The following is a 24,629-nucleotide window of genomic DNA, read 5'->3' as shown; positions in this document are numbered from 1 at the left end:
GCTGCAAGGAGAGTTTGTGCTCACTGTCGGTGACAAGTTCCCCGAGTTCGAACTGACCGCCTGCGTCTCGCTGGAGAAGGGCAAGGAGTTCGAGCAGATCCACCACAAGTCCTACGAGGGCAAGTGGCTGGTCGTGTTCGCATGGCCGAAGGACTTCACCTTCGTCTGCCCGACCGAGATCGCCGCGTTCGGGAAGCTGAACGACGAGTTCGCCGACCGCGACGCCCAGATCCTCGGCTTCTCCGGTGACTCCGAGTTCGTCCACCACGCGTGGCGCAAGGACCACCCGGACCTGACCGACCTGCCGTTCCCGATGATGGCCGACTCCAAGCACGAGCTGATGCGCGAGCTCGGCATCGAGGGCGAGGACGGCTTCGCGCAGCGCGCCGTGTTCGTCGTCGACCCGAACCGCGAGATCCAGTTCACGATGGTCACCGCCGGTTCCGTGGGCCGTAACCCCAAGGAGGTCCTGCGGGTCCTGGACGCCCTGCAGACCGACGAGCTGTGCCCCTGCAACTGGACCAAGGGCGAGGACACCCTCGACCCGGTCGCGCTGCTGGCTGGTGAGTGACCCGTGTCGCTCGACTCGCTGAAGTCCCGTATCCCGGACTACGCCAAGGACCTGAAGCTCAACCTGGGCTCGGTCATCGGCAACTCGGAGCTGCCGGCGCAGCAGCTGTGGGGCACGGTGCTGGCGACCGCCATCGCCTCCCGTTCCCCGATCGTGCTGCGTGAGCTGGAGCCGGAGGCGAAGGCGAACCTCTCGCCGGAGGCGTACACGGCCGCCAAGTCGGCCGCCGCCATCATGGCGATGAACAACGTCTTCTACCGCACCCGGCACCTGCTGTCCGACCACGAGTACGGCACCCTGCGCGCGGGCCTGCGGATGAACGTCATCGGCAACCCGGGCGTGGAGAAGGTCGACTTCGAGCTGTGGTCGTTCGCGGTCTCCGCGATCAACGGCTGCGGCATGTGCCTGGACTCGCACGAGCAGGTGCTGCGCAAGGCCGGCGTGGAGCGCGAGACCGTTCAGGAGGCGTTCAAGATCGCTTCCGTGGTGCAGGCGGTCGGCGTCACGCTGGACGCCGAGGCGGTCCTGGCCGAGTAGGCCCGCCGCTGTCGAGGACCCCGCTCACCCCTGGTGGGCGGGGTCTTCCACGTTCTCCTCCAGCGCCTCGGCCGAGCCGTGCCGCTGCACCTCCCGCGAGTACTGCCGCAGATACCCGACCACCGTGTTCGTCACCGCCACCAGCGGTACGGCCACCACCGCGCCGCCGATGCCGGCCACCATGCCGCCGGCGGCCACGGTCAGCACGACCGCGAGCGGATGGACGCGGACCGCGCGGCCGAGGATGAACGGCTGCAGCACGTGCCCCTCGATCTGCTGGACCGCGAGGACCACGACGAGGGTCATCACGGCGGTGAAGACACCCTGCGTGACCAGGGCCACGATCACCGCGAGCGCGCCGGAGGCGACCGCGCCGACCAGCGGGATGAACGAGAACAGGAAGATGAAGACGGCCAGCGGTACGGCCATCGGCACATCCAGGAAGTAGATGCCGATGCCGATGAAGATGGCGTCGATGAGGGCGACCAGCACCGTGCCGCGGACGTAGGCGGTCAGGGTGCGCCAGGCGCGCGGGCCGGCGCCGGCCACACCCGGGCGGGCGGCGGAGGGCACCAGCCTCAGGAACCACTCCCAGATCCGCTTGCCGTCGTACAGCAGGAAGAGCGTGGAGAAGAACACCAGCAGGATGCCGGTGAGCGCCTCGATGATGACCTGGACGCCCTCCAGGCCCGCGGAGGTGATCTGGTCGGTGTTGGCGCCGATCGCCTCGCGGAGGTTCGTGGCGATCTGGTTGATCTGCTTGTCGGTGACGTGGAAGGGACTCTTCAGCAGCCAGTCGCGCAGGTCGTCGATGCCGGACTGGATCTGGCTGGAGAGCGTGTCGATGTTCTCCATGACCTGCCAGGTCACGAACCAGCCCATCAGGCCGATGACGACGAAGCCGGAGATGGCGGTGAGCGCGGTGGCCGGTCCGCGCGGCACCCCGCGCCGGGTGAGCCGGGCGACCGTCGGCTGGAGCAGCGCGGTCACCAGCAGCGCGATGACGAAGGCGAACACCACCAGCTGGACGGCGCTGATGACCCGCATCAGCACCCAGACGGTGCCGGCCAGCACCAGCAGCCGCCAGCCGGCCTCGGCGGCGACCCGCACCCCCCAGGGCACGGCCTCCGCCGGGTCGGGGCGACGGCCGGAGCGCGGCACGGGCCGGCGGGCGGCCGGTACGGCGTCGACGGCCGCGCCGGCGGACGCCGACGCCTCACCGGGCCCGCCGGGCTCGGCGTGGTCCGGTTCACCGCCGTAGTCCGTGTCGGCGAAGTCGTCGAAGCGGTCGGTGCGGTCGGTGTGCTCCTTCTCCACCTCTGCGCGGCGCTCGTCCAGGCGCTCGCTCATCTCGGTGAGACCGGCTCCCAGCCGGCCGAGCCAGCCTGGCACTCGCGACATGATCCGTCCTCTTTCCCCGCGTCCCCGGGCGCTCGCCACCACTCCCCCCGGGAGCCGTTCGGATACGACCGTACAGTGCGAAAGCCCCTCCCCTGAGGACGGGGAGGGGCTGCGCCGAGTCGAGAAGGGCCGACCGGATCCGGCGGGACTCCTAGTACCAGTGGTTGGCCTGCCAGAAGGACCAGGCCTCGCACGGGCTGCCGTAGCGGCTGTTCATGTAGTTGAGGCCCCACTTGATCTGCGTGGCCGGGTTGGTCTGCCAGTCGGCGCCGGCGGAGGCCATCTTGGAGCCGGGCAGGGCCTGGAAGAGGCCGTAGGCACCGGAGGAGGCGTTCACCGCGTGGTAGTTCCAGCTGGACTCGTGGTCCACGATGTTGCTGAAGCACTGGAACTGGCCGCCGCCCACCATCTGCCGCGCCATCGCCTGGATCTGCGCGACGGAGTAGCTGCTCTGGGTGGGGAAGCTGGAGGAGTCGCGGACGTCGGTGCCACGGCTCGCCGCGGCCTTCGCCTCGACGCGCTCCTTCGCCAGCTTGGCGGCCTCCTTCTCGGCGGCCTCCTTCTTGGCGATCGCGGTCTCGGCGGCCGCCTTGCGGGCGGCTTCCTCGGCGTCCTTCTTGGCGCTCACGTCCGCGGCGATGGCCTGGGCATCGGCCTGCTGCGTCAGGGAGGCGGCCTGCACCTGCACCTGCTGACCCGCGGGTATGTCCGCGAGGAGCGTGGTGTCGGCTGCCGTCGCCTCGGCGTCGTTGGCCTGCGCGGTGCTGCCCGAGGCAACGCCGACGACGCTTCCGACAGCGGTGACCGCGGTGGCCGAGGCCACTGCGAATCCCCGGACCGAAATCCGGCTCACACGGTTTCCTTCCAGCATCGCCCGCTTCGGTGACCCTGGCGGACGCAATCGTGCCCCTGACACTGGCCTCCCAACTGCGGGGTCACGGGAGGCGCGGGCCCGGTGGGCAACTCCCCGGAAGGGAGCGCCGCGTGGTGCTCGGGCGGCATACGACGACGCTGTGGAGTTGTGGTGTTTCCGTGGTGCCGTACCGCTGGGGGTACAACTGTGTCGTATGCGGGGCCTGACAGGAACGAGACTCTGCCGTAACCCGGCGCCGCGTGGCAATTCCGTGTTGCGTGTGAAAGCTCACATCCCGTTTGCCCCCGGTGATTTCAGGAAAGCCGCACGCACGAAGGCGCCGCCCGGCTAGGCTCCTTGCCTTTGCCGGACGGCGCCAACCGCCGTCAGCTCGCTGCCGGATGGGTCAGATGTGGCCGTCCTCCAGCATTTCGGTCACCAGGGCGGCGATCTGGGACCTCTCGGACCGCGTCAGCGTGACGTGCGCGAAGAGGGGGTGCCCCTTCAGCTTCTCCACGACGGCGACCACGCCGTCGTACCGGCCGACGCGCAGATTGTCCCGCTGTGCCACGTCATGGGTCAGAACGACCCGCGAGTTGGCGCCGATCCGGGAGAGAACGGTCAGCAGCACGTTCTTCTCCAGGGACTGCGCCTCGTCCACGATCACGAACGCGTCGTGCAGCGAGCGCCCGCGGATGTGAGTGAGCGGCAGCACCTCCAGCATCCCGCGCGCGGTGACCTCCTCGATGACCTCGCGGCTGGTGACCGCCGAGAGCGTGTCGAAGACGGCCTGCGCCCACGGGCTCATCTTCTCCGCCTCGGTGCCCGGCAGATAGCCCAGCTCCTGCCCGCCGACCGCGTACAGCGGCCGGAAGACCATCACCTTCTGGTGCTGGCGGCGCTCCAGGACCGCCTCCAGGCCCGCGCACAGCGCCAGCGCCGACTTGCCGGTGCCGGCCCGGCCGCCCATCGAGACGATGCCGATGTCCGGGTCGAGCAGCAGGTCGAGCGCGATGCGCTGCTCGGCGCTGCGGCCCTTGATGCCGAACACCTCCCGGTCGCCGCGCACCAGCCGGACGTTGCCCTCGGCGGTGACCCGGCCGAGCGCCTTGCCGCGCTCGGACTGGAGGGTGAGCCCGGTGTGCACGGGGAGCTCGGCCGCCTCCGGGACGTACACGTGTCCTTCCTCGAAGAGGAGGTCCACCTGCTCGCCCGGCAGGGTGAGTTCGGTCATCCCCGTCCAGCCGGAGTTCTCCGTGATGGCGAGTTCGGCCCGGTACTCCTCGGCGAGGAGGCCGACCGAGGACGCCTTGATCCTGAGCGGCAGGTCCTTCGACACGACGGTGACGTCGAACCCCTCGGCCTGCAGGTTGCGGGCCACCGCGAGGATGCGGGAGTCGTTGTCCCCCAGGCGGTAGCCGGTGGGCAGCACGCTGGGGTCCGAGTGGTTGAGCTCGACACGGATCGTGCCGCCGAGGTCCCCGATCGGGATGGGGGCGTCGAGACGGCCGTGCCGGACCCGGTAGTCGTCCAGCAGGCGCAGGGCCTGCCGGGCGAAGTAGCCGAGTTCGGGATGGTGCCGCTTGGCCTCCAGCTCCGTGACCACCACGATGGGGAGCACGACCTCGTGCTCGTCGAAGCGGGACAGGGCGTTCGGGTCGGCCAGCAGGACGCTGGTGTCGAGAACATACGTGCGCCGGTCTGGCAGATGGCGCTTTGTGCTGGTCACCACGGAAGGACGTACCCCCTCGGATGAGGTCGGGGAGCGACGAAGTGATCCTGGACCGGTGCCTGGCCCCCGCGCACGGCGGGCCGCGAACCGGCCCTCCGCTGCTGCTTCCGTGCCGTCACCGCACAGTCGGGCTGGTGCAAAGGGCCTCCCGGGCGGACGGCCCCGTGCCGCCCGCTGAGATCCGACGCCCGTGGTTCGGGTGTCGACCTGTCTGCCTTATGCCCTCGAACACGCGCCGCCATGCAAATGCGGCCAACAGCGCGCCGGTGAACTCCTCGTTACACCTCCGCCAAGCGGGGTAAACGACGACGCCCCGTCACCGGGCGGCGACGGGGCGGGGCGGGGCGGGTCAGCCGCCGTAGCGGCGGTGACGTGCGGCGTAGTCGCGCATCGCGCGCAGGAAGTCGACCTTCCGGAACGCCGGCCAGAAGACCTCGCAGAAGTAGTACTCCGAGTGAGCGGTCTGCCAGAGCATGAATCCGGACAGCCGCTGTTCGCCGCTGGTGCGGATCACCAGGTCCGGGTCGGGCTGGGCGCCGGTGTAGAGGTGACGGCCGATCATGTCGATGTCGACGGACTCGGCGAGGGTCTCCATCGACACGCCCTTGTCGTGCGCGTCGAGCAGCATGGAGCGCACGGCGTCGGCGATCTCCTGCCGGCCGCCGTAGCCGATGGCCACGTTGACGGTTATCCCGTCGATGTGGGCGGTGGCCTCCTGGGCCTCCTTCAGTGTCGTCTGCATCTGCGCGGGCAGCAGGTCGGGCGTGCCGACGTGGTGCACCCGCCAGCGGCCGTCGGCGGCGAGGGTGCGGACGACGTCCTCGATGATGCCGAGCAGGGGGACCAGCTCGTCCTGCGGCCGGTCGAAGTTGTCGGTGGACAGCAGCCACAGGGTGACGACCTCGACGTCGGTCTCGCTGCACCAGCCGAGGAACTCCTCGATCTTCTCGGCACCGGCCCGGTGCCCGTGGACGGTGGTGGAACCGGACGCCTTCGCCCAGCGCCGGTTGCCGTCCATGATGACGCCGATGTGCTTGGGCACCTGAGCGTGGTCCAGGTGGCCTTCCACCCGGCGTGCGTAGAGCCTGACGAGCAGGCCGCGCAGCTTGTCGCGCAGGTTCACGTGACCCTCCGGGGGTTGGGCGCGGGGTAGGGGTGCCGGAGCCGTTGAGCCTACCGCTGTTCGGGAGTTGGTTCGGGCGCGGGGCTTGGGGGGCGGGGGGCTTGGGGGCGGGGGGTGGCGGGGCGCACGCACGCGGGCCGAGCGGTGGGCCGGATGCGGACCGCGCCCCTGGCGGTCGCCGTGTCCGGTCGTGGGCCACAAAAAACGGGCCGGTCCGTGGGGGGGAGACGGACCGGCCCGAGGGGGGGTTTCCACCATAACCCTTCGTAAGGGATGGTGGGTGCATCGGCGTGCCACAACTACTCTCCGGAATCACCCGGCAACGCCCCGGTGGCCGCGGAAGGTAGGATTCAAGGGCCTTCGAGCGGCGATTCACAGCGGAATCACAGGCGAATTCGCCCGGATGGCAATGATTCGCAAGGATTAGGCCGTCTTGGCGTACATCGGCGAGTTGCCCCTCATCCCCCCGACGGGCGACGCCGTCAGCGAACGGTGGACTTGACGGTTCCGCTACGCCATCCGGGAAGATCACCAGGCTTCACGGCACCGCGCAGCCCCCTCCACTGCGCGGTACCGCCCGCGCAGCTTTGCTCACGCGAATTACCTTGGTCTGAACTTACGTGACCGGTGAGGCTGATGTGAAACCACGGTCGATAACAATGTGGAAACCGTGCACGAACCCCCGGTGAATTTCCGCCGACTTCCCCCATCTGGTCAGCGTTCCGGCCCGCGTGCGGGCCCGGGTTCCGGCTTGCGTACGTCGAAGAGGTGCCGGGCGCTGTGGGCGACGAACGGCCCCTCCTTCTCGATCCGCTCGTGCAGCGCCCGCAGCTGCGGCTCGTACGCCTCGGCCGTGAAGCCCGGGACCATCCACACCACCTTGCGCAGGAAGTGGACGACGGCGGCGATGTCGTGGAACTCCACCCGCAGCCGTTCCGCCCGCAGCGCGGCCACCTCCAGGCCCGCCGCCTCGGCGTCGGCCCGCTCCCGCTCCGGATCCCGGGCGCCGCGCACCTCCGGCGGCTGCGGCCCGAGGAAGTGCTCGACCAGCTCGAAGACGCTGGCCGGCCCCACGTGCTGGGCGAAGTAGGTGCCGCCGGGCCGCAGCACCCGGGCGATCTCGGCCCAGTGCGGGCGCACCGGATGCCGGCTGAGCACCAGGTCGAACGCCCCGTCCGCGAACGGCAGCGGCGCGTCGTCCGGGGCGGCGACCACCACGACCCCGCGGGGCCGCAGCAGCGCGGTGGCCTTCGCCACGTTCGCCGGCCATCCCTCGGTCGCCGCCACCAGCGCCGGCCGGGCCGGTTCCGCCCGGCCCAGCACGAAGTCCAGCACCTCCCCGCCGCCGGTCTGGATGTCGAGCACGGCCCCGGCACCGGCCAGCCGCCCCGCCGCGGACCGGGCGTACCCCCACGACGGACGCGCCTCGACGGCCCGCCCCTCGAACCACGAGAAGTCCCACCCCTCGGTCGGCACGGCAGCGCCCTCGGCCACGAGGTCCTCGAAGGTACGGTCGGTACGGTCCACGGTCATACGACCATGCTCGCAGCGGAGCCGCGGCGGATGCCGCCGGTTTTCCCGGGCCCGACCGGCGGGCGCCGTCCCCCTTCTCAGGGCACCAGGGGCCGTACCTCCTCCGCGGTGAAGCGTACGAAGCCCTCCGGGTCGGGTTCGTCCGCCGTCGGCTGCAGGACGACGGTGTCGGCGCCGGCCTCCGCCAGCCGCCTTACCGCCTCGGCCACCGTGGCCGCGTCCCCGGCGACGCCGACGTCCGCCGACTCCAGCCCCTCGGCCGCGAGTTCCGCGCGCAGTCGGGTGCCGGCGCCGGCGCCCGTGGCGGCCAGGAGATAGACGACGACCCGGTGCGCCCCGTCACGACCGGCCGAGCGGCGGCCCTCCTCCACGAGCTTGCGGGCCCGCCGTACGCCGTCCACGGAGGTCGCGGCGGTGAGGAGGGTGCCGTCGGCCTTCTCGCCGGAGAGCCGGAGCGTACGGGGTCCGGTGCCGCCCGCGAGGATGTCGACCGGGTGGTCCGGGGGCCAGTCGAGGGCGACGTCGTCCAACCGGACGTACCGCCCGCGCACGGTGAGGCGCTCGCCGCGCAGCAGGGCGCGCAGGGCGTCGAGGTGTTCGCCGAGCAGGCCGAGCGGTGAGGCGGCACGGGCGCCGACCTGCCCCATCCAGTCCTGCACCCCGTGCCCCAGGGTCAGCATGGCCCGGCCGGGGAACATCCGCTCCAGCGAGGCGGCCTCCATGGCGGTCACGGCGACGTTCCTGAGCGGCACCGGCAGCAGCCCGACGCCGACCCGCAGCCGCTCGGTCCAGGCGAGCGCGGCGGCGGCCGTGGACACCCCGCCCTCCAGGAAGCAGTCCTCCCACAGCCACAGCTCTTCGAGCCCCGCGGCGTCCGCCTCCCGCGCGACGGCCCGCAGCCGCTCGGGAGGAAGCTGGGGACGGAATACGACACCGAGTCCTGTCATAACGCCCTTCCTAGTGGGGAGGACGGAAGCGGGCAACGCATTTACCGACGCCACGAGTTGACGGCCACGGAAGCGGAGGGCAGGACATGGGGCGCTGGCGGGACGGGCGGGGGCGGCTGATCGTACGCGCGGACTCCGCAGCGGCGCCGGACACCGTGGTCCCGCTGGAGATCTCGGCCTCCTACCGGGCCCGCAGCAAGGGCCTCCTCGGCCGGGATTCGGTCGACGGGGCGATGCTGTTGTCGCCGGCGAGCGGGGTGCACACGTTCGGCATGCGCATCCCGATCGACGTCGCCTACCTCGACCGGTCCCTCACCGTCATCGCCCTCCACACCCTCGCCCCGGGCCGCCTCGGCCGGCCCCGCCTCCGCTCGCGCCACGTCCTGGAGGCGGAGGCGGGGTCCATGGCGAGGTGGGGGCTGGGCGTGGGAGTCCAGGTCTCCGTCGAGGTCGACGGGGGCGACGGGGGCGACGACGGGTAGAAGCGTCGGTGCGGTCACTGCTGGGTGCGCGGGAACGTCACCTCCACCCGGCGGTTCTTCCGCCGGCCCTCCTCGGTGGAGTTGTCGGCGATCGGGTACTGCTCGCCGTAGCCGCGGACGTCGAAGGTGATCTCCGGGCTGTTCAAATCCTGGTCGAGTACGGCCTGTACGGCGTTGGCGCGCGCCTTGGAGAGGATGTCGCCGTGGGCGGAGGAGCCGAGGTTGTCGGTGAAGCCGAAGACGCGGACCTGGGTCGCGTTCTGCTTCCTGATCTCGTCGGCGATGACGGCGATGCGGGACTTGGCCTGTGCGCCGATCCGGGCGCTGTCCTTGCCGAACAGCACCTCGGCCTGGAGTGCGAAGGTCACGTCGGCGTTGGTGTCCTCACGGCGCTCGTCCCCGCTCTGGTCCTCCACGACCGACTTGATGTCCAGCACCTTGGCCGCGGCCAGCGTGGCCCCCTCCGGAAGCTTCAGATCCGGATCCGTGGGGTCGATCTTCACCGGGGCGGCGGCGGAGGGTTCCGTACCGGGGGGCTCACTGGGCCCGCCACCGTCGGCGACGGCGCGGGCGCCGGCGGCGGGCAACTGCACGGCGATCAGCAGAACGGCACCGGTGACGAGGAGACGGGGGGTGGGGGTCACGTGGGCCTCATCCGGTGATCTTGATGGGGGCCGAGGGGAAACCAGGCAACTGGAACTCGACCTCGCTCGTGGTGGTGGGTGGCGAGGGGAACTGCATGAAGACGGGCAGGGTTTCGCCGGATTTCAGAGCAGGGAGCCCTGTCGTGGTGAGTGGCCGTCCGTCCGTGTCCCGTAGGACGTAGTAGCGCTTCTTCCCCTTCGGATCGATCAGAGTGGCGCCGCCGAGCGAGCTGCCGTTCTTGATGATCTCGGTCTCGTTGCCGCTGAGGTTGGACGGGATGACAGCTGTGCTGCCGCCGTCGTTCTTCAGGCTGCCGTTCACCGTGACGAAGCCCCCGGAATCCCGCTCGGCGGAAGTGATCTGGAGGAGCAGCCCGCCCGGGCCCTTGAGTTCGGCCAGCGGATCACCGGACTGTCCTTCCTGCGGACTGGCATCGGATCCGCTGCTCTTGGAAGTCGAGGCCGAGGATTCCGGCTTCTTGGCGTCATCGCCACCACTGCCGCAACCAGTCGCACCCACGGCCACGCCGGCCGCAAGTGTCCATGCGACCATTCCCCTGCGGGCCTTCGCAGTGAACCGAATGCTCATCGCTCCGCTTCCCTTTTCACTCGTGGTTCGCTTGTCGGTCGGCCAGGTGCACGTCGAAGAGGTCTTCGGGCGCGGGAAGAGTCGCTTGGTCATGCGGATCCAGCTTCCAGGGCTTGCCGTCACAGGTGAGTTGGGGCAGCTCGTCAGCACCAGTGGCCTTGCCGGGAAGGTCGAACGTACAGCGCGGTTCGATCACGGCCGTGGCAGAAGCCGTGGAGTGGACGTCCTCTGTCCCCGGGACTATGGAATCCCCCACTGAGTGGTTCGCTTGCACGTCAGCCGTGTATTGAAGAAGCTGCCAGTTGCAGTCATTCAGCGTGGCGTCGTTCTGCGCCGCGAGTTGCTCCGCACGGCTGCAGGGGTCGGTCACGGGAACCTTGCCCTCGAACACGTCCTGCCACTTGGCCGGGTCGAGCAGGTCGGCCACCCAAGCGGCCGCGAGCTGGTCCCGCCCGTTCTGAGCCGCGGCCAGTACCGCCGCGTCAGCGGCCGTCTGAGCACCGCCTCGGTTCACCGCGGCCTGACCCACCGCGAGATAGGCGAGCGCAAGAAAGAGCAGGCCCGCCACCACCGTGATGTAGATGGGGAAGGCCTGCCCTGTATCGCCGTGCCGGCGCCTCAGGTGATTTCGGTGATCTTCTCCTTGATCTTGTCCAGGATGGTCTGCCCGATGTCCGTACCGGTGATCGCCAGCACGATCGCCACCACCACCGCGATGATCCCGAGGTACTCGACCGCGGTCTGCCCCCTGTCGTCGGTGCGGCGCTGCATCGCCACCATGAACTTCAGCATCCAGTCGTTCATGACGCTCCCCTCCGGCTTCGCTCAGGACTCCGGCAACGTAGAGCCCGGTCCGGTGCGCGTCGGAGGGCCCAAGGGCCCAACCCCAGGCCCATTCGCCGGGCGTCCCGCTTCGCCGGTCGCGCATCTCAGGCCACCCCCAGCCACTTCGCCGTCGCCTGGGACCTCGTCGCGGTGTGGAGCTTGGCGAAGATGCGGTTGATGTGGTTCTTGACCGTCTTCTCGCTGATGAAGCAGGCGGCGGCGATCTGCTGGTTGGTCATGCCGGACGCGATGAGGTCCATGATCTCCGCCTCCCTCGTACTCAGCCGGAACCGTGACCGGAACGACTGTCCCACAGGCAGTTGCACATGCGAAAGAGTGGGAGGGGTCAAATCTACTGCAAACAAGGGAGGTTCAACGGGCGCCTGTGCAGGTGCATCGCCTCGCAGGTCCGCCAGCAACGCCCTCGTCGCCCCCGGTGTCACATGGGGCCGTCCCTCCCGGACATCGCGTACCGCCCGTACCAGCTGCTCCGTCGTGAACTCGCCGTGCACCAGATACCCCCCTGCCCCCAGCCGCAGCGCCTCCCGCACGGTCTCCGTCTCGTGGCTGTAGGTGAGCATCATGACGGGGGCCAGCCCCACCAGGTGGGGCAACGCGGAGATTCCGTCGACCCCGGGCATCCGGACGTCGAGGAGGATGACGTCCGGCCGGTGACGAACCGCCGCCTCGTACGCCTCTCGGCCGTCCCGTGCCTGCGCCACCACCTCGGTGTCCGGGTGGCCGGAGAGCAGGGCCGTCAGGCCGGCGCGGACCACGGGGTTGTCGTCGGCGACCAGCAGTCGCAGGGGCGCGGCATCCGGGGTGGGCGGGGAGAAGCCGGGCCCGGGGGCGGTGCCGTGGGGTGTGGGTGAGTGGGTCGGCCGTGGTGGGTGCATGGTCCTCCTCTCGGGGTTCGGGGATCACAGGGGCGGCAGGGGGATGTCCAGGCGTACCTCCGTGCCCCGTTCGTGCGTGCCCTTGCCGACGCGGATCCGGGCCCCGGCCTGCGCGGCCCGCTCCACCATGCCGAGCAGGCCGAAGTGACCGGAGTCGCGGAGTTTTTCGAGACTCGTTCCGGGTGGCAGGCCGGTGCCGTCGTCGTGGATCGTCAGGCACAGCAGGTCGCCTTCCACCACCGCCCGTACGTCCACGCGGGACGCGGACGCGTGCCGGTGGGCGTTCTCCAGCGCCTCGGTGGCTATGGCGAGGACGTGGCGGGCCACGGGGGCCGGCAGTGGGGGGAGGGCGGAGAGCGCGGGGAAGGTCACGTTCACGCCGAGACCGGTGCGGCTGGTGAAGTCCGTCGCCCGGTCGGACAGTTCCTGCCAGAACGTGGTCCTTCCCCGTGCGTCCGGCTCGTCCCGCCGTAGGTCCGTCAGCAGTTCCCGGGACTCCGCCGCCGCCCTGCGCGCCGAGCGGGAGACCAGTTCGGCCTGCTCCCGGACCCGGACCGGGTCGGGGGCCTCGGCGGCGGCCGTGGCGGCCAGGCCGTCCGCCACCAGGGCCACGCCGTACAGGGTCTTGGCCACGGAGTCGTGCATCTCGCGGGCCAGCCGGGCGCGTTCCGCGCTCACCGCCTCCGCCGCCGCGAGGCGGGCCTGCACCGTTGTCAGGGCCTGGGTCGCCGCGCCGAAGCGGAGCATCAGGTTGCGCAGGGTCGAGCCCATGGCCCCGGCGATCACGCACAGGCCGGGCAGCAGCAGGGACTCGGCCACCGGCGCGTGCCGGCCGGCCTTCAGGGTGGCGTGGACCAGCAGGAGGATCAGGGACTGGAGCGAGGCGAAGCAGGCGGCGCCGCGCCAGCTGTAGACCAGTCCGGCCAGGAGCGGGGTGCACACGCTGACGTAGGCGAGGGTGGTGTCCGGGCCCGCCGAGATCAGCAGGAAGGAGCCGAAGAGGGTGTCGGCGGCCAGCAGGCTGGGGTGGCGCAGGAGGAGGGGGCCGAAGCGTTCCCAGTCGCGGAAGAGGACGTAGGACACCATGAAGGTGACGACCACGGCCGCGCCGACCAGGCGGACGCCGAGGCCGGGGGCGGCGTTCAGCAGAGCCGCGGGGGCCGACAGTACGATCATCGCCAGGCGGAAACCGAAGACCTGGCGGCACATCGCCTGCAGGGCCCGGATCTGGAGCTTCTCGGAGGGCTCGGCGGGAGGGGCGGTCGCGTCCTCCCGTACGTCCGTCACCCCGCTCACCCTCACTCCCCCGTCAGCGACCCGAAGTCCACGCCGGACCCCAGCAGCAGGCCCGCGCCCAGCAGGAGCATCGTCGCCGGCACCATGAACGTGGTGATCATCAGCGTGGCCTTGGGTACCGCGCGCGCGGCCTTGCGGCGGGCGTTCTGGGCGTCGGTGCGGCGCATGTCCCGGGCCAGGGAGACCAGGGTGTCCACGATCGGCGCGCCCAGTTCCTCGCCCTGCTGGAGGGCCGTCACGAACATCGCGACCTGTTCGGAGTCGTTGCGCCGCCGCAGCTCCGCGAAGGCCTGGCGGCGGCTCATGCCGAGGTCCATCTGGCGCAGGGTGATGCGCAGTTCGTCGGCCCACGGGCCCTCGTAGCGGGCGGCGACCCGGTCCAGGGCCTGGCGGAAGCCGAGGCCCGCGCTGACCACCACGGCCAGGACGTCGAGGAAGTCGGGCAGGGTGCGTTCGATGACGTCCTTGCGGACCCGGATCGCCGACCAGATGCCGACCTCGGTCCAGAACGCGCCGAACAGGAGCAGCAGCAGGGCCACGAACCACTGGCCGCGGAGCAGGAAGACCAGGAAGCCGACGGCGCCCAGGGCGCCGTAGACCGCGCGGCGGGCCGCGTAGCGGTCGATGGTCAGGCCGCCCGGGTTGCCCGCGAGGTCGATCCGGCGGCGGTACCGGGCGACCAGGCGCGGGCCCATCAGGCGCAGCACGGCCGGGGCGTAGCGCATGCCGATGCGGTCGACGACCGAGCCGACGGCGCCGGTGCGGGTGGCGCCGACCTCCAGGGCGACGGCGAGGTCGTCGGGGAGCCGGGCGTCGGCGCGGTACATGCGGATGCCGTGGAAGGCGCCCCAGACGCCGAGGCCCGTCAGCAGGGCGAGCAGGAATGCCATCGGGTCACCTCCCTCACACGTCGATCCGGCTCATGCGGCGGATGAGGACGAAGCCGACGGTGTACATGGCGAACGCGATGATCACGCAGGCCTGGCCGACCGGTGAGCCGGTCATGCGGTCGAGGGCGCCGTCCTTGACGCCGTTCATCAGGAACAACGCGCCGACACCGAGGACGGGCACGGCGTACGAGGTCATGGTCACCTGGGAGAGCTGGGTGCGGATCTCGCGCCGGGTCTCCTTGCGCTCCTCCAGGGTCTCGGTCAGGTTGCGCAGCGCCGAGACGACCTGGCCGCCCGCCCGGTTCGACAGGACCAGCGTGGTGACCAGGACGACGAGTTCGCGGGAGGGGAGGCGGTCGGCGAGTTCGCCGAGCGCGTCGTCCAGGGAGTGGCCGACGGCCAGCTGGTCGGCGACCTTGGCGAGTTCCTCGCCGGCGGGGGCCTCCAGTTCCTCCGCGGCCATGCCGATCGCGGTGCGCAGGGCGAGTCCGGCCTGGGTGGCGTTGGCCAGGATGCGGGCCAGTTCGGGGAGTTGGCCGATGAAGCGTTCGATGCGTTTCTGGCGCTGCCAGTTGAGGAACTGCCACGCCGCCCCGATGGCGAGGAGCCCGGCGAGGGGGCCGAAGAAGGGCGCCAGGGCGGCCTGTCCGATCAGCCAGAGCGCGGCGACCGTGGCGAGCATCGCGGCGAAGAACTCGCCGGGTGTGACGTCCAGTCCGGTGGCCGCGAGGCGCCGCTCCAGCCGGCGGCCCGGACGGGTGCGGCGCAGCCGCCGGTCGAGGTCCTGGAAGTGGCGCCGGCGGCCGGTCGCGGAGGGCGGGCCGGTGAGCGCGAGCCGGTCCACGAGGGCGGCCCGCCGGGCCCGCCCGGAGGCGTAGGCGTGCACGCCGGCCACCGCCAGGACGCAGGCCAGCAGCGTCACGCCGGTGGTGAGCTGGACGAGGGTGTGCAGTTCCATGGTCGGGGGTCCTACCTGGCTTCTCGGGTGGCTAGCTGATCGGCGGTGCGGGCGACGCCGAAGGCCTGCGGGAGGGGCTGGCCGGCCATGTGGAGGCGGTCGGCGGCACGGCGGGGCAGCGGGAAGTAGCGGAAGGTGCCGTAGACCCGGCCGTCGGCGGTCATGGGCCTGGCCTCGAACCGAGCGGCGGTCGCCAGCCGGTACGGCTCCCCGCCGTGGCTGTCGAGCAGGGCGATCTCGGTGATGCGGCGGGCGCCGTCGGCGAACCGGGTGAGCTGGACGATGACGTCGACGGCGCTGTTGATCTGGTCGTGCAGGGCGACGAAGGGGACCTCGACGTCGGACATGGAGGCGAGGGTCTGGAGCCGGGTGAGCGCGTCCTCGGCGCTGTTGGCGTGCACGGTGGCCAGGGAGCCGTCGTGACCGGTGGACATGGCCTGGAGCATGTCGAGGGACTCGCCGCCGCGGACCTCGCCGACCACGATCCGGTCGGGCCGCATCCGCAGGGAGTTGCGCACCAGGTCGCGGATGGTGACCTGGCCCTTGCCCTCCACGTTCGGCGGCCGGGACTCCAGGCGGACCACGTGCGTCTGCTGGAGCTGGAGTTCGGCGGAGTCCTCGATGGTGATGATGCGCTCGTGGGGCGGGATGAGCCCGGAGAGGGCGTTGAGGAGGGTCGTCTTGCCGGTGCCGGTCGCGCCGGAGACGATGATGTTGAACTTGGCCTGCACCAGTCCCGCCAGCAGGTACACCATGTGCTCGTCCAGCGAACCGAAGCCGATCAGCTCCTGGAGGGTGAAGGAGCGCGGGAAGCGGCGGATGGTGAGGATCGGGCCGGTCAGGGACAGTGGCGGGATGATGACGTTGACCCGTTCGCCGGAGGGGAGCCGGGCGTCCACCATCGGGTTGGACTCGTCCACGCGGCGGTTGACGGTCGACACGATCCGCTCGATGGTCTGCATCAGCTGGTCGGCGGAGACGAACCGCAGGGGCAGTTGCTCCACCCGGCCGCCGCGCTCCACGAAGATCGCGTCGGGTCCGTTCACCATGATCTCGGTGATCGACGCGTCCTCCAGGAGGGGTTCGAGGATGCCGAGGCCCAGCGCCTCGTCGACGACCCGGCGGATCAGCTGGGACCGCTCGGCCGTCGACAGGACCGGGCCCTCGCGGCTGATGATGTGCCCGAGCACCCGCTCCAGCCGGGCCCGGCGCTCGGCGGCGGCCAGCGAACTCATCTCCGCGAGGTCGATCTCCTCCAGCAGCTTGGCCCGGTAGGAGGCGACCAGGTGTCCGTCCTCGCCCCGGCTGCCGTGCTCCTCCGGAGTGCTGATGCGTGCCCGCAGGCTCATGGACGGGCACCTCCTCTCAGTGGTCGCGGGGCATGTGGTCGCGGGGCATGGTGGCGGACTTGGTGGCGTCGCCGAACGTCCACAGGATGGTGGGGATGGTGACGCGGGCGGTGACGGTGACCGAGTCGTCGCCACCGCCGCCCTCCCCGCAGGACACCGTGAGCGCGCCGCTGACCGCCCGCGCGCACGCCGCCCCGGGGTCCTGCCCCAGCGACGCCGCCCGCGCCCCGGCCCGGGCCGCCGTACCGGCCTGCTCGGCGGCGTAGGCGACGGCTCCGATCTGGATGCCGGCCAGGCCGACGATCAGCAGGACGGGGATGAACCCCAGGTACTCGATGGCCACTTGGCCCCGGTCGCGTCGACGGCGGTACGGCATCTCAGCGCTTCGCCTCCTCGACGGCGCCGGCGTGGCCGTGCACGGTGACGGGAAAGTCGACGAACCCGGGGAAGAGGACGGGGACCTTGACGGCCACGTCGGCCGTCACATAGCCGCTCCCCTCGCACTGGTCCACGTGGGCACCCCCTCGCCACGCCCCCGACAGATGCTTCAGCGCCGCCTGCTCGCACACCGCGAACCGCTCCCCCGGCGGTACGGCCGTGCCCGCCCGTACTCCCTCGTCCGCAGCATTCCCCGCGAGCGTGAAGGCGTACCCCACGAGCACGGCCTGCCACACCAGGACCAGCGTCAGCACGATCACCGGCGTCATCCCGAGCAGTTCGACGCTGACCTGACCGCGATCGCCCTCCGATCCGGTTCCGCGATCGAGCGGAGCGGGGCCGTTCCCGTCCCGGCCATCCTGCCGTCTCATCGCACGCTCACTCCTTCCGCCGCCGGAAGCCCGCCGCCGCCCGGCCCCCGCCCCGGTGGGAGCCGGTCTCCTCCGCCGCCCGTACCAGCCCCAGCTCCCCCGCGAGCGCCCACAGCGCCTGCTTCACCGTGCTCCTGGCGTCCAGTTCGTGGAGCCGGCCGGCGTCCACGACCCCCTGCAGCTCCTTGTAGTTGGCGGGTACGGCCGTACGCGCCAGCGCGGTGCCGGTGATGCGCTGCACCAGCGCGGGCTGGATCTCCGTGGCGCGCGAGTTCCGGTTGACGACGACCGTGGTCTCCTCGGCCTTGCGGATCTGCAGCCGGTCCCACATCCGTACGGTCCGTTTGGCGCCGCGTACGGCGATGACGTCCGGGGTGGTGACCAGCAGCGCGATGTCGGCCATCTCGACCACGGCGGCTCCGGCGCCGCTCAGTTGGGCCCCGCAGTCCACCACGACCACCTCGTAGCGGGAGCGCAGCGCGCTGACGATCTGGCGGGCGGCGCGGTCGGTGACCTCCTCGCCGCGTTCGCCTTCGCCGGGCGCGAGCAGCAGGGCCAGGCCGGTGTCGTGGCGGAAGACGGCGTCGGCGAGGACGCGGGGCGAGATGTCGGTGATGGCGGCCAGGTCGGCCACCGAGCGGCGGAACTGGATGTCCAGGTAGGAGGCGATGTCGCCGGTCTGGAGGTCGAGGTCGACCAGGGCGGTGGCGCGGCCGGAGGCCTGGGCGGCGAGGGCCAGCTGGACGGCGGTGAGGGTGGCGCCCACGCCTCCCTTGGCGCCGCTGACCGTGACGACGGTGCCGCCGGCTCCGGCGAGCGTCTCGGCGCCGTGCCCGAGGTGCCGTCGTACGCCGGTGGACCACTGGGCGACGGCCTGGACGCGGCCGGCGAGTTCGTCGTACGACAGCGGGAGCGCGACCAGGCCGCGGGCGCCGGAGTCCATGGCGGCGGCGAACAGGCCGGGGCTCGCGTCGGTGGTGACGAGGATGACGCCGACGGCCGGGAAGCGCAGGGCGACCTCGCGGATCAGTTCCAGGGCCGGTACCGGGCCGATGCGTTCGTGGACGACGACGACTTCCGGGAGTTCCTCGACCGATTCGGCGGCGAGCCGGGCGAGGGTGTCGACCAGCTGGGTGGAGTCGGTGACCGGGGGTTGCGGCTCGGCGTCGGGGAGCTGGCTGAGCAGGGTGGTCAGGGAGCGGACGGCGTCCGGGTCCGAGCCGGCCGGGAGGATCCTGGTGGGCATGGCCGCCTCTCACTTGTCCGTCACGAGTTCGTAGGTGCGGTCCTTGTCGGGGACGCTGGTCTCGCTGCCGGGGGCCACGAGCGCGAGCCGGACGCGCTGGGCGAAGGACTCGGCATAGGTGACGCGCTGGGCGTCGAGGGTGGACAGCGCGAAGGTGATGGGGACGGCGTCGGTGGCCTGCTGGTTCTTGTCGCGGTCGGGTTCGAGGGCGGTGATCCGGCCGACGTCGATGACCCGGGCGTTGGTCACGATGATCTTCGACTGGTCGGGGTCGCCCTCCTTCTTCCCCTCGAACGTGGCATAGACGTTCACGCGCGAGCCCGGTGTGATCTTCCCGGCCACACCGGTCGCCGCGTCGATCATGATGGCGACCTCCTGCTGGCCGGGCTGGAGGGCGGGCCGGTCCACGATCATGTCGGTCTGCAGCAGCGAGCCGGGGTGCAGGGTGGTCACGGCGATCTTGCCGCTGAGCTGCCGCAGGTCGGTGACGGCGTTGCCGGACAGCCAGCGCTTCGGCATCGAGACCTTCTCGAACTGGTCGGCGGTCAGCGCGGTGTACGGCTTCACCTCGGACCTGACCCGGTAGGCGGTGACCTCGGGCCCGACCTTGGAGTTCACGTCATGGATGACGGAGAGCACGCCGGCGAACGCGCCCAGCGCGCACAGGACCGACAGGATCAGCAGTATCACGCCGCGGCGCTGACGGGAGTTCATGGACCGTGCAACCTCATCGGGGGGATCGGTCGAGCGGGACGGGTCAGGTTCGCGCGGGCCGGGCGGGAGTCCGCGACTCCAGGGCGCGGGGTGGCGGCCCGGGCGGGGGCGGGGTGGCGGAGCAGAAGACGCAGCGGTCGCCGATGACGTCGATGCCGCACCAGTGGCAGCTGGTCTGCCGTACGGAGGTGACCAGTTGGTAGAGGACGGACAGGTCGGCGAGGTAGCCGCAGAACTCGATCAGCCGGCCGGTCCCCCACCACACCGGGGACTCGGCGGGCAACGCGGTCTCGCGCAGCCCGTGGACGCCCCACCGGGTGCCGAGCCCGGCGGCCCAGTCGCTCTGCAACTGCCCCTTGGCGACCAGCATCCAGGTACCGAACTCGGGTCCCTTCAGGGTGGCGTCGGGACCGACCCTGACCATCTGGGGCTCGGGGTGGGCGAGCACGGCGAACTGGCTGCCGGGCACCCAGGACCTGGCGTGCGCCTTCAGGCCGACCGGGAGCCGGTCCAGCCTGGCGACGGAGCCGAGGACGGCGCCGGCGTGGATGTAGTGGGTGAGCAGCCGTCCGGCGGAGGCGAGCACGCCCGGGCCGAGGTCGCAGGAGGCGAGCTGGCGTAACTGCCGGGCCAGGACGGCGACGCCGAGCGGCGGCAGCGCGGGCCGGAACAGGGCGACGCGGTCGCTCTCCAGCAGCGAGCGCAGGGTATACAGCCGCCGTACGACCGGTTCCGGGGTGGCCTCGGAGCAGACGGCGACCACATGGCCGTACTGCTCGATGAGAGCCTGGAGTTCGGCGAGGGATTCGCTCAGGGGCCTGCGGTCGAGGCCGGTCAGCACGACGGCGGGCATGGTCCGCTCGTCCTGTGCCGGCAGCGCCATGTCGGCACTGGTCACGGCAATGGCAGTTGGCACGCGCAGCTCCCCGCTCTTCACACCCGTCCGGACCGCCGGGGTGACTCCCGTGCGCCAGGACGACTTCATTGCGTGACTACCTGAGCACTGTAACCACCGGCGTATGGCCGGAGAACAGCGTTTGTGAAGCCGGTGCGGAACGCTCCGGTCGCAAGTCCCGCCAAATCCGGACAGGTTGAGCGAGCCGTCCACGGCGATTCCGGTCTGGACCTCTTGACAGGCCGATTGGTCTGGACCAACTTTGACCCTCACGGAGCGAAGGCTGCTTCCCCGCCCCTCCCTCCTCCTCCCCTTTCTCTCCCCACCGGAGGCTCCCGTGGACCGCGCACCAGCCCCACCCCGACCCCGCAGACGACGGCTCGCGGCGTGGTCCGCCGCCGGCGCCCTGGCCCTCTCCGTCGCGGGCCTCGCCACGGCCGCCCCCGCGTCCGCGGCCGACGTCAACAACGTACGGAACGCGGGCTTCGAGTCCGGCCTGACCAACTGGACGTGTACAGCGGGCAGCGGTACGGCGGTCTCCTCCCCGGTGCACACCGGCGCCACCGCCCTGAAGGCCACCCCGGCCGGCCAGGACAACGCCCAGTGCACCCAGTCGGTGGCGGTCAGGCCCAACTCGACGTACACGCTCGGCGCGTGGGTGCAGGGCGGCTACGCGTACCTCGGCGTGACCGGCACGGGCACCACGGACGTCTCCACCTGGACCCCCGACTCCACGTCCTGGAAGCAGCTGTCGACGACCTTCACCACCGGCGCCTCCACGACCTCGGTGACCGTCTACACCCACGGCTGGTACGGCCAGGCGGCCTACTACGCCGACGACGTCTCGGTCTACGGCCCCGACGGCGGCGGAGGCAGCGACCCGGCCCCCACGGTCCCCGCGGCCCCGGCCGGCCTCTCCGTGACCGGTACGACCTCCTCCTCGGCCTCCCTGTCCTGGTCCGCGGTCCCGGGCGCGACGGGCTACAACGTGTACCGGAACGGCACGAAGGTCACGGCGGTCACGGGCACGTCGGCGACCGTGACCGGTCTGTCGGCCGCCACGTCGTACTCCTTGCAGGTGACGGCGACCAACGCGGCGGGCGAGTCGGCGAAGTCGGCGGCGGTGACGGCGACGACGGCGGCCACCGGCGGCGGGGATGGCGGGGGCGGCGGCGGTTCGCTGCCGAAGCACGCGGTGACGGGCTACTGGCAGAACTTCGACAACGGCGCCACCGTGCAGAAGCTCGCCGACGTCCCGTCCGCGTACGACATCATCGCGGTGGCCTTCGCGGACGCCACGTCGACGCCGGGTGCCGTGACCTTCAACCTCGACTCCGCCGGCCTGGGCGGCTACACCGTCGACCAGTTCAAGGCCGACATCAGGGCCAAGCAGGCCGCCGGGAAGAAGGTCGTCATCTCGATCGGCGGCCAGAACGGCACGGTGTCGATCAGCGACTCCGCCTCGGCGACGAACTTCGCCGACTCCGTCTACTCCCTGATGCGGACCTACGGCTTCGACGGCGTCGACATCGACCTGGAGAACGGACTCAACGCCACGTACATGACCCAGGCCCTGCGCGCCCTGTCGGCGAAGGCCGGCTCGTTCCTGATCATCACGATGGCCCCGCAGACGATCGACATGCAGTCGACGTCGAACTCCTATTTCCAGACGGCCCTGAACATCAAGGACATCCTCACGGTCGTCAACATGCAGTACTACAACAGCGGTTCCATGCTGGGCTGCGACGGCAAGGTCTACAGCCAGGGCACGGTCGACTTCCTGACCGCCCTCGCCTGCATCCAGCTGGAAGGCGGCCTCTCCCCGTCCCAGGTCGGCCTGGGCCTGCCGGCCTCCACCCGCGCGGCGGGCAGCGGCTACGTCTCCCCCACGGTGGTCGACAACGCCCTCGACTGCCTCACCGCCGGCACCAACTGCGGCACCTTCAAGCCCTCGAAGACCTACCCTGCCCTGCGCGGCGCGATGACCTGGTCCACCAACTGGGACGCGGCCTCGGGCAACGCCTGGTCGACCCCGGTGGGAGCCCACGTCCACGCCCTGCCGTGACCTGATCCCTGCCTGCACCCAGCGCCCGGGCCGTTCGGTCCGGGCGCTGTCGTGTCCACGGACGAGGGCCGAACCCGATCGGTCGCTCCGGCACCCCTTTTGCCCTCGGCAACAGCCCGTGTGGGGGCGAGGCTGCTCGGTTCGTTTCTGCTGTTTCTCGGTGGGCAAGCGCGGCCCCCTGCCGCCACATGCCTCCAGCATTGCGCCGCCGGAGCGGATACACATGAGTACGCGTACTCATGTCGGGCAGTTACTCGCTGCCTCCCTCAACCGCCACGGCGGCTTTGCCATCTCTTTAAACGATTGCTTGATTTGAGGTCATGCTGAGACTCAGTCACCGCAGGCGGGTAGATGTGTCCGATTGGCACCTTTTTTCCGCCTGGTTCTCTTCCCTTCCGGGCGGCCGGCTCTTCCAGCATGCTGCTCGTTGAGTGCTCCGAGCGACTCGCAAGCTTGCGAAGATCACCGGAGGCATGTAGCAATTGCTCCTGGGGGTGCGCCGCTCGGCTGCAAACGGGCCAGGCGAAGCGCACGTGCAGTTCCCTGACCAGGAACTGCTTGCCATACCAAGGGGGAACAATCGGATGACGCAGTCTTGTCATCGCGCGGGCCTTGTATATCCCGTGCGACGTAGCGATACATTCATTCCACGGCGGCTTAGGGCTGATCACAGCTGACTGCTGCCGGTGTCTCGGTCCACGGATAAGACCGCTTTCGACGTGCAACGGTGGCCCAGAATAAGTGGCTTCCTTCATGCCTCGAGGGCGGTGGACCCGACGGTGAAAGATGAACAGCAAGTCAAGCTGAAGGCGCCTGTGTCCAAACCGCGCAGGACCGTGTTTACAGCGCGAGCCCCACAGTCGGATGCGTGCTCCCGGGAGGGATGCATACTATCTGCGACTTGCCGTTCTAGCGCCTTTTACTGATTCGTATCAGGGTCGCATCTCCCGTTGTCCTGCCTCTTCATCGAGGTACATGTGGTTCCGTCACACCTTGGTTTCTCGATTACATTGATTGAGCCGACGGGAAAAATATGAGAAAGTTTCGCTTGTGCGGTTCCATGGCTTCTGGCCTCATCGCCGCTGCGGCAATCGGCATGTGCACCAGTATTCCCGCCCATGCGGATGACAGCGACGCCGTCGCCGGCCGAACCGTCGCCACGTCCGACCCAAGCGGCGTCGGAATATCGTCGCAGATCGGAGATCCGGAAACCATTGTCATCAAGGATGCCGCGGCATCGCCCACGTACCGGTTCACCACGGTTACGCCCGCACACGGGAAGCTCGTGCCCGCAGAGACCTCGAACGGCGGCGAGGTAACGAGTGACGTGGTGGTAATAGACGAGTCCGGCAACGTTCTCGGCGGCTATGACGCCCCTTGGGCGCTCGATGCGGACAACCATCCAGTCCCCGCGAGCTATCGCATTGAAGGTTCGGACCTTATCGAAACGGTCAAGCCCGCAGCCGGTACTAAATTCCCGGTGACCTTCAACCGTCCGCTCTACTCTGCGGTCACTGCCGATGGGCCCGCATCTGACGGTGATGATGCCGGGCTCGTCGCAGCCTCAAGCGGAAAGGTCACCGTACCGTCCAATTATGTCTACAACCCCAGAAAGGGCAGCCTGCACGACTACTGCACCAGCTCGCCCGACACTTGGGGCAAGGCCGACTTCCGCGGGCCGTGCGCCCGTCATGACCTGTGCTATGAGAGGAAGGGAGACCACAAAAAGGCGTGCGACGCCTCCCTTTTCCTTAACCTCATGCAAAACTGCAAGTATGCTTACGGCTCGTGGAACCCTGTGCGCTACGAATGCCTGAATGTTGCCGCAATGTACTATGACGCCGTGACTGCTTTCGGTGACGACCACTAGTCATCTGCCGCGGTTTCTCCGAGGCGTTAGCTACTCCGTCACCGATGTTCGCGAGCCGACTCAGCCAGAGAAGAATGTCGGAATGAATCGGATGTGACAGCCGGGCTGGAAGCTGCTATCTTCCGACCGGTCTGATCTCAGTATGGCATGCAAGATATCTACCTGCCGTGTCCTAGGAGGCATCGAAGTGTCCCGACTCTTCAAAGTTGGCTTGGCTATTCTCGTCGCGAGTCTGTGCGGCGCGGCAGTCAACTTGTGGGCGCGTCATGCATTCCCCGATCAATGGGGAGGGCCAAACATCGGTGGCGGTATGCTTCAACTGCTGTTTTACGTAGGAATAGCGGCAGGTGTTGTCATCATCATCACGAGCCTTATTCAGAAGCGTAAGTCCTAGGAAACGCACG

25 protein-coding genes are annotated in these 24,629 nt (G+C 70.0%); 5 read left to right on the top strand and 20 right to left on the bottom strand.

Annotated elements, in window-relative coordinates; all coding sequences use genetic code 11:
- The first annotated feature begins 16 nt into the window (after positions 1 to 16).
- The gene (locus ACZ3ZD_RS03605; protein WP_467393010.1) at positions 17 to 571 is read left to right on the top strand and encodes a peroxiredoxin; all 555 of its coding nucleotides are present in this window, start codon (positions 17 to 19) and stop codon (positions 569 to 571) included.
- Positions 572 to 574: 3 nt separating this feature from the next.
- Positions 575 to 1,108 carry an alkyl hydroperoxide reductase gene (locus ACZ3ZD_RS03600; RefSeq protein WP_467393008.1) on the top strand — a complete coding sequence of 178 codons (534 nt, stop codon included), beginning with the start codon at positions 575 to 577 and terminating at the stop codon, positions 1,106 to 1,108.
- A 24-nt stretch (positions 1,109 to 1,132) separates the two neighbouring features.
- On the opposite strand, the gene ACZ3ZD_RS03595 is transcribed toward ACZ3ZD_RS03600, so the two are convergent.
- From ACZ3ZD_RS03595 to ACZ3ZD_RS03570, 6 genes are all read right to left on the bottom strand, one after another.
- The gene (locus ACZ3ZD_RS03595) at positions 1,133 to 2,509 is read right to left on the bottom strand and encodes an AI-2E family transporter (RefSeq protein ID WP_467393006.1); all 1,377 of its coding nucleotides are present in this window, start codon (positions 2,507 to 2,509) and stop codon (positions 1,133 to 1,135) included.
- A 151-nt stretch (positions 2,510 to 2,660) separates the two neighbouring features.
- Entirely contained in the window at positions 2,661 to 3,362 is a 702-nt protein-coding gene (locus ACZ3ZD_RS03590) for an aggregation-promoting factor C-terminal-like domain-containing protein (RefSeq protein WP_467393004.1), read from the bottom strand.
- 406 nt (positions 3,363 to 3,768) lie between these two features.
- The gene (locus tag ACZ3ZD_RS03585) at positions 3,769 to 5,094 is read right to left on the bottom strand and encodes a PhoH family protein (RefSeq protein WP_467393002.1); all 1,326 of its coding nucleotides are present in this window, start codon (positions 5,092 to 5,094) and stop codon (positions 3,769 to 3,771) included.
- 349 nt (positions 5,095 to 5,443) lie between these two features.
- Entirely contained in the window at positions 5,444 to 6,217 is a 774-nt protein-coding gene (locus tag ACZ3ZD_RS03580) for an isoprenyl transferase (RefSeq protein WP_467393000.1), read from the bottom strand.
- Between the two features lie 714 nt (positions 6,218 to 6,931).
- Entirely contained in the window at positions 6,932 to 7,750 is an 819-nt protein-coding gene (locus ACZ3ZD_RS03575) for a class I SAM-dependent methyltransferase (RefSeq protein ID WP_467392998.1), read from the bottom strand.
- A gap of 77 nt (positions 7,751 to 7,827) precedes the next feature.
- The gene (locus ACZ3ZD_RS03570; protein ID WP_467393311.1) at positions 7,828 to 8,733 is read right to left on the bottom strand and encodes an LLM class flavin-dependent oxidoreductase; all 906 of its coding nucleotides are present in this window, start codon (positions 8,731 to 8,733) and stop codon (positions 7,828 to 7,830) included.
- A 50-nt stretch (positions 8,734 to 8,783) separates the two neighbouring features.
- Here ACZ3ZD_RS03570 and ACZ3ZD_RS03565 point away from each other — a divergent pair, with 50 nt between their 5' ends.
- Positions 8,784 to 9,179 (top strand): DUF192 domain-containing protein, encoded by a 396-nt coding sequence (locus tag ACZ3ZD_RS03565; protein WP_467392996.1) that lies wholly within the window; start codon positions 8,784 to 8,786, stop codon positions 9,177 to 9,179.
- A gap of 14 nt (positions 9,180 to 9,193) precedes the next feature.
- Here ACZ3ZD_RS03565 and ACZ3ZD_RS03560 read toward each other — a convergent pair whose 3' ends face one another.
- The 14 genes from ACZ3ZD_RS03560 to ACZ3ZD_RS03495 all read right to left on the bottom strand — a co-directional run bounded on the left by ACZ3ZD_RS03560 (position 9,194) and on the right by ACZ3ZD_RS03495 (position 20,278).
- Positions 9,194 to 9,823, bottom strand: a complete 630-nt coding sequence (locus ACZ3ZD_RS03560) for an OmpA family protein (protein ID WP_467392994.1) — start codon at positions 9,821 to 9,823, stop codon at positions 9,194 to 9,196.
- Between the two features lie 7 nt (positions 9,824 to 9,830).
- Positions 9,831 to 10,412 carry a hypothetical protein gene (locus ACZ3ZD_RS03555; RefSeq protein ID WP_467393309.1) on the bottom strand — a complete coding sequence of 194 codons (582 nt, stop codon included), beginning with the start codon at positions 10,410 to 10,412 and terminating at the stop codon, positions 9,831 to 9,833.
- A 16-nt stretch (positions 10,413 to 10,428) separates the two neighbouring features.
- Positions 10,429 to 11,034 carry a pilus assembly protein TadG-related protein gene (locus ACZ3ZD_RS03550; protein ID WP_467393307.1) on the bottom strand — a complete coding sequence of 202 codons (606 nt, stop codon included), beginning with the start codon at positions 11,032 to 11,034 and terminating at the stop codon, positions 10,429 to 10,431.
- Positions 11,031 to 11,216 (bottom strand): Flp family type IVb pilin, encoded by a 186-nt coding sequence (locus ACZ3ZD_RS03545; protein ID WP_366759441.1) that lies wholly within the window; start codon positions 11,214 to 11,216, stop codon positions 11,031 to 11,033. The genes ACZ3ZD_RS03550 and ACZ3ZD_RS03545 overlap by 4 nt, the downstream gene beginning before the upstream one ends.
- A 125-nt stretch (positions 11,217 to 11,341) precedes the next feature.
- Positions 11,342 to 12,133, bottom strand: coding sequence for a response regulator (locus ACZ3ZD_RS03540; RefSeq protein ID WP_467392990.1), 792 nt, complete (start codon positions 12,131 to 12,133; stop codon positions 11,342 to 11,344).
- Positions 12,134 to 12,157: 24 nt separating this feature from the next.
- Positions 12,158 to 13,429 (bottom strand): sensor histidine kinase, encoded by a 1,272-nt coding sequence (locus ACZ3ZD_RS03535; protein ID WP_467392988.1) that lies wholly within the window; start codon positions 13,427 to 13,429, stop codon positions 12,158 to 12,160.
- Between the two features lie 2 nt (positions 13,430 to 13,431).
- Positions 13,432 to 14,319, bottom strand: a complete 888-nt coding sequence (locus tag ACZ3ZD_RS03530; RefSeq protein WP_467392986.1) for a DUF5936 domain-containing protein — start codon at positions 14,317 to 14,319, stop codon at positions 13,432 to 13,434.
- Positions 14,320 to 14,332: 13 nt separating this feature from the next.
- The gene (locus ACZ3ZD_RS03525; protein ID WP_467392984.1) at positions 14,333 to 15,277 is read right to left on the bottom strand and encodes a type II secretion system F family protein; all 945 of its coding nucleotides are present in this window, start codon (positions 15,275 to 15,277) and stop codon (positions 14,333 to 14,335) included.
- A gap of 11 nt (positions 15,278 to 15,288) precedes the next feature.
- Positions 15,289 to 16,626, bottom strand: a complete 1,338-nt coding sequence (locus tag ACZ3ZD_RS03520) for a CpaF family protein (RefSeq protein ID WP_467392982.1) — start codon at positions 16,624 to 16,626, stop codon at positions 15,289 to 15,291.
- Between the two features lie 16 nt (positions 16,627 to 16,642).
- Entirely contained in the window at positions 16,643 to 17,002 is a 360-nt protein-coding gene (locus tag ACZ3ZD_RS03515; RefSeq protein WP_467392980.1) for a TadE/TadG family type IV pilus assembly protein, read from the bottom strand.
- A 1-nt stretch (position 17,003) separates the two neighbouring features.
- A complete protein-coding gene (locus tag ACZ3ZD_RS03510) occupies positions 17,004 to 17,333 on the bottom strand; it encodes a pilus assembly protein (RefSeq protein WP_467393305.1) in 330 nt (109 codons plus the stop codon).
- A 109-nt stretch (positions 17,334 to 17,442) separates the two neighbouring features.
- Positions 17,443 to 18,681 (bottom strand): AAA family ATPase, encoded by a 1,239-nt coding sequence (locus ACZ3ZD_RS03505; protein ID WP_467392978.1) that lies wholly within the window; start codon positions 18,679 to 18,681, stop codon positions 17,443 to 17,445.
- A 9-nt stretch (positions 18,682 to 18,690) separates the two neighbouring features.
- Positions 18,691 to 19,395, bottom strand: coding sequence for a Flp pilus assembly protein CpaB (cpaB, locus tag ACZ3ZD_RS03500; RefSeq protein ID WP_467392976.1), 705 nt, complete (start codon positions 19,393 to 19,395; stop codon positions 18,691 to 18,693).
- A 43-nt stretch (positions 19,396 to 19,438) separates the two neighbouring features.
- Entirely contained in the window at positions 19,439 to 20,278 is an 840-nt protein-coding gene (locus tag ACZ3ZD_RS03495; protein ID WP_467393303.1) for a hypothetical protein, read from the bottom strand.
- 349 nt (positions 20,279 to 20,627) lie between these two features.
- On the opposite strand from ACZ3ZD_RS03495, the gene ACZ3ZD_RS03490 reads away from it, so the two are divergent.
- A complete protein-coding gene (locus tag ACZ3ZD_RS03490; protein WP_467392974.1) occupies positions 20,628 to 22,355 on the top strand; it encodes a chitinase in 1,728 nt (575 codons plus the stop codon).
- Between the two features lie 1,060 nt (positions 22,356 to 23,415).
- Positions 23,416 to 24,225, top strand: a complete 810-nt coding sequence (locus tag ACZ3ZD_RS03485) for a phospholipase A2 (RefSeq protein WP_467392972.1) — start codon at positions 23,416 to 23,418, stop codon at positions 24,223 to 24,225.
- The last annotated feature ends 404 nt before the right edge of the window (positions 24,226 to 24,629 follow it).

The sequence above is a fragment of the Streptomyces sp. NPDC023481 genome, from assembly GCF_055560195.1.
The sequence above is the reverse complement of the archived record's forward strand: the minus strand, read 5'-3'. Positions and strand labels throughout refer to the sequence as shown.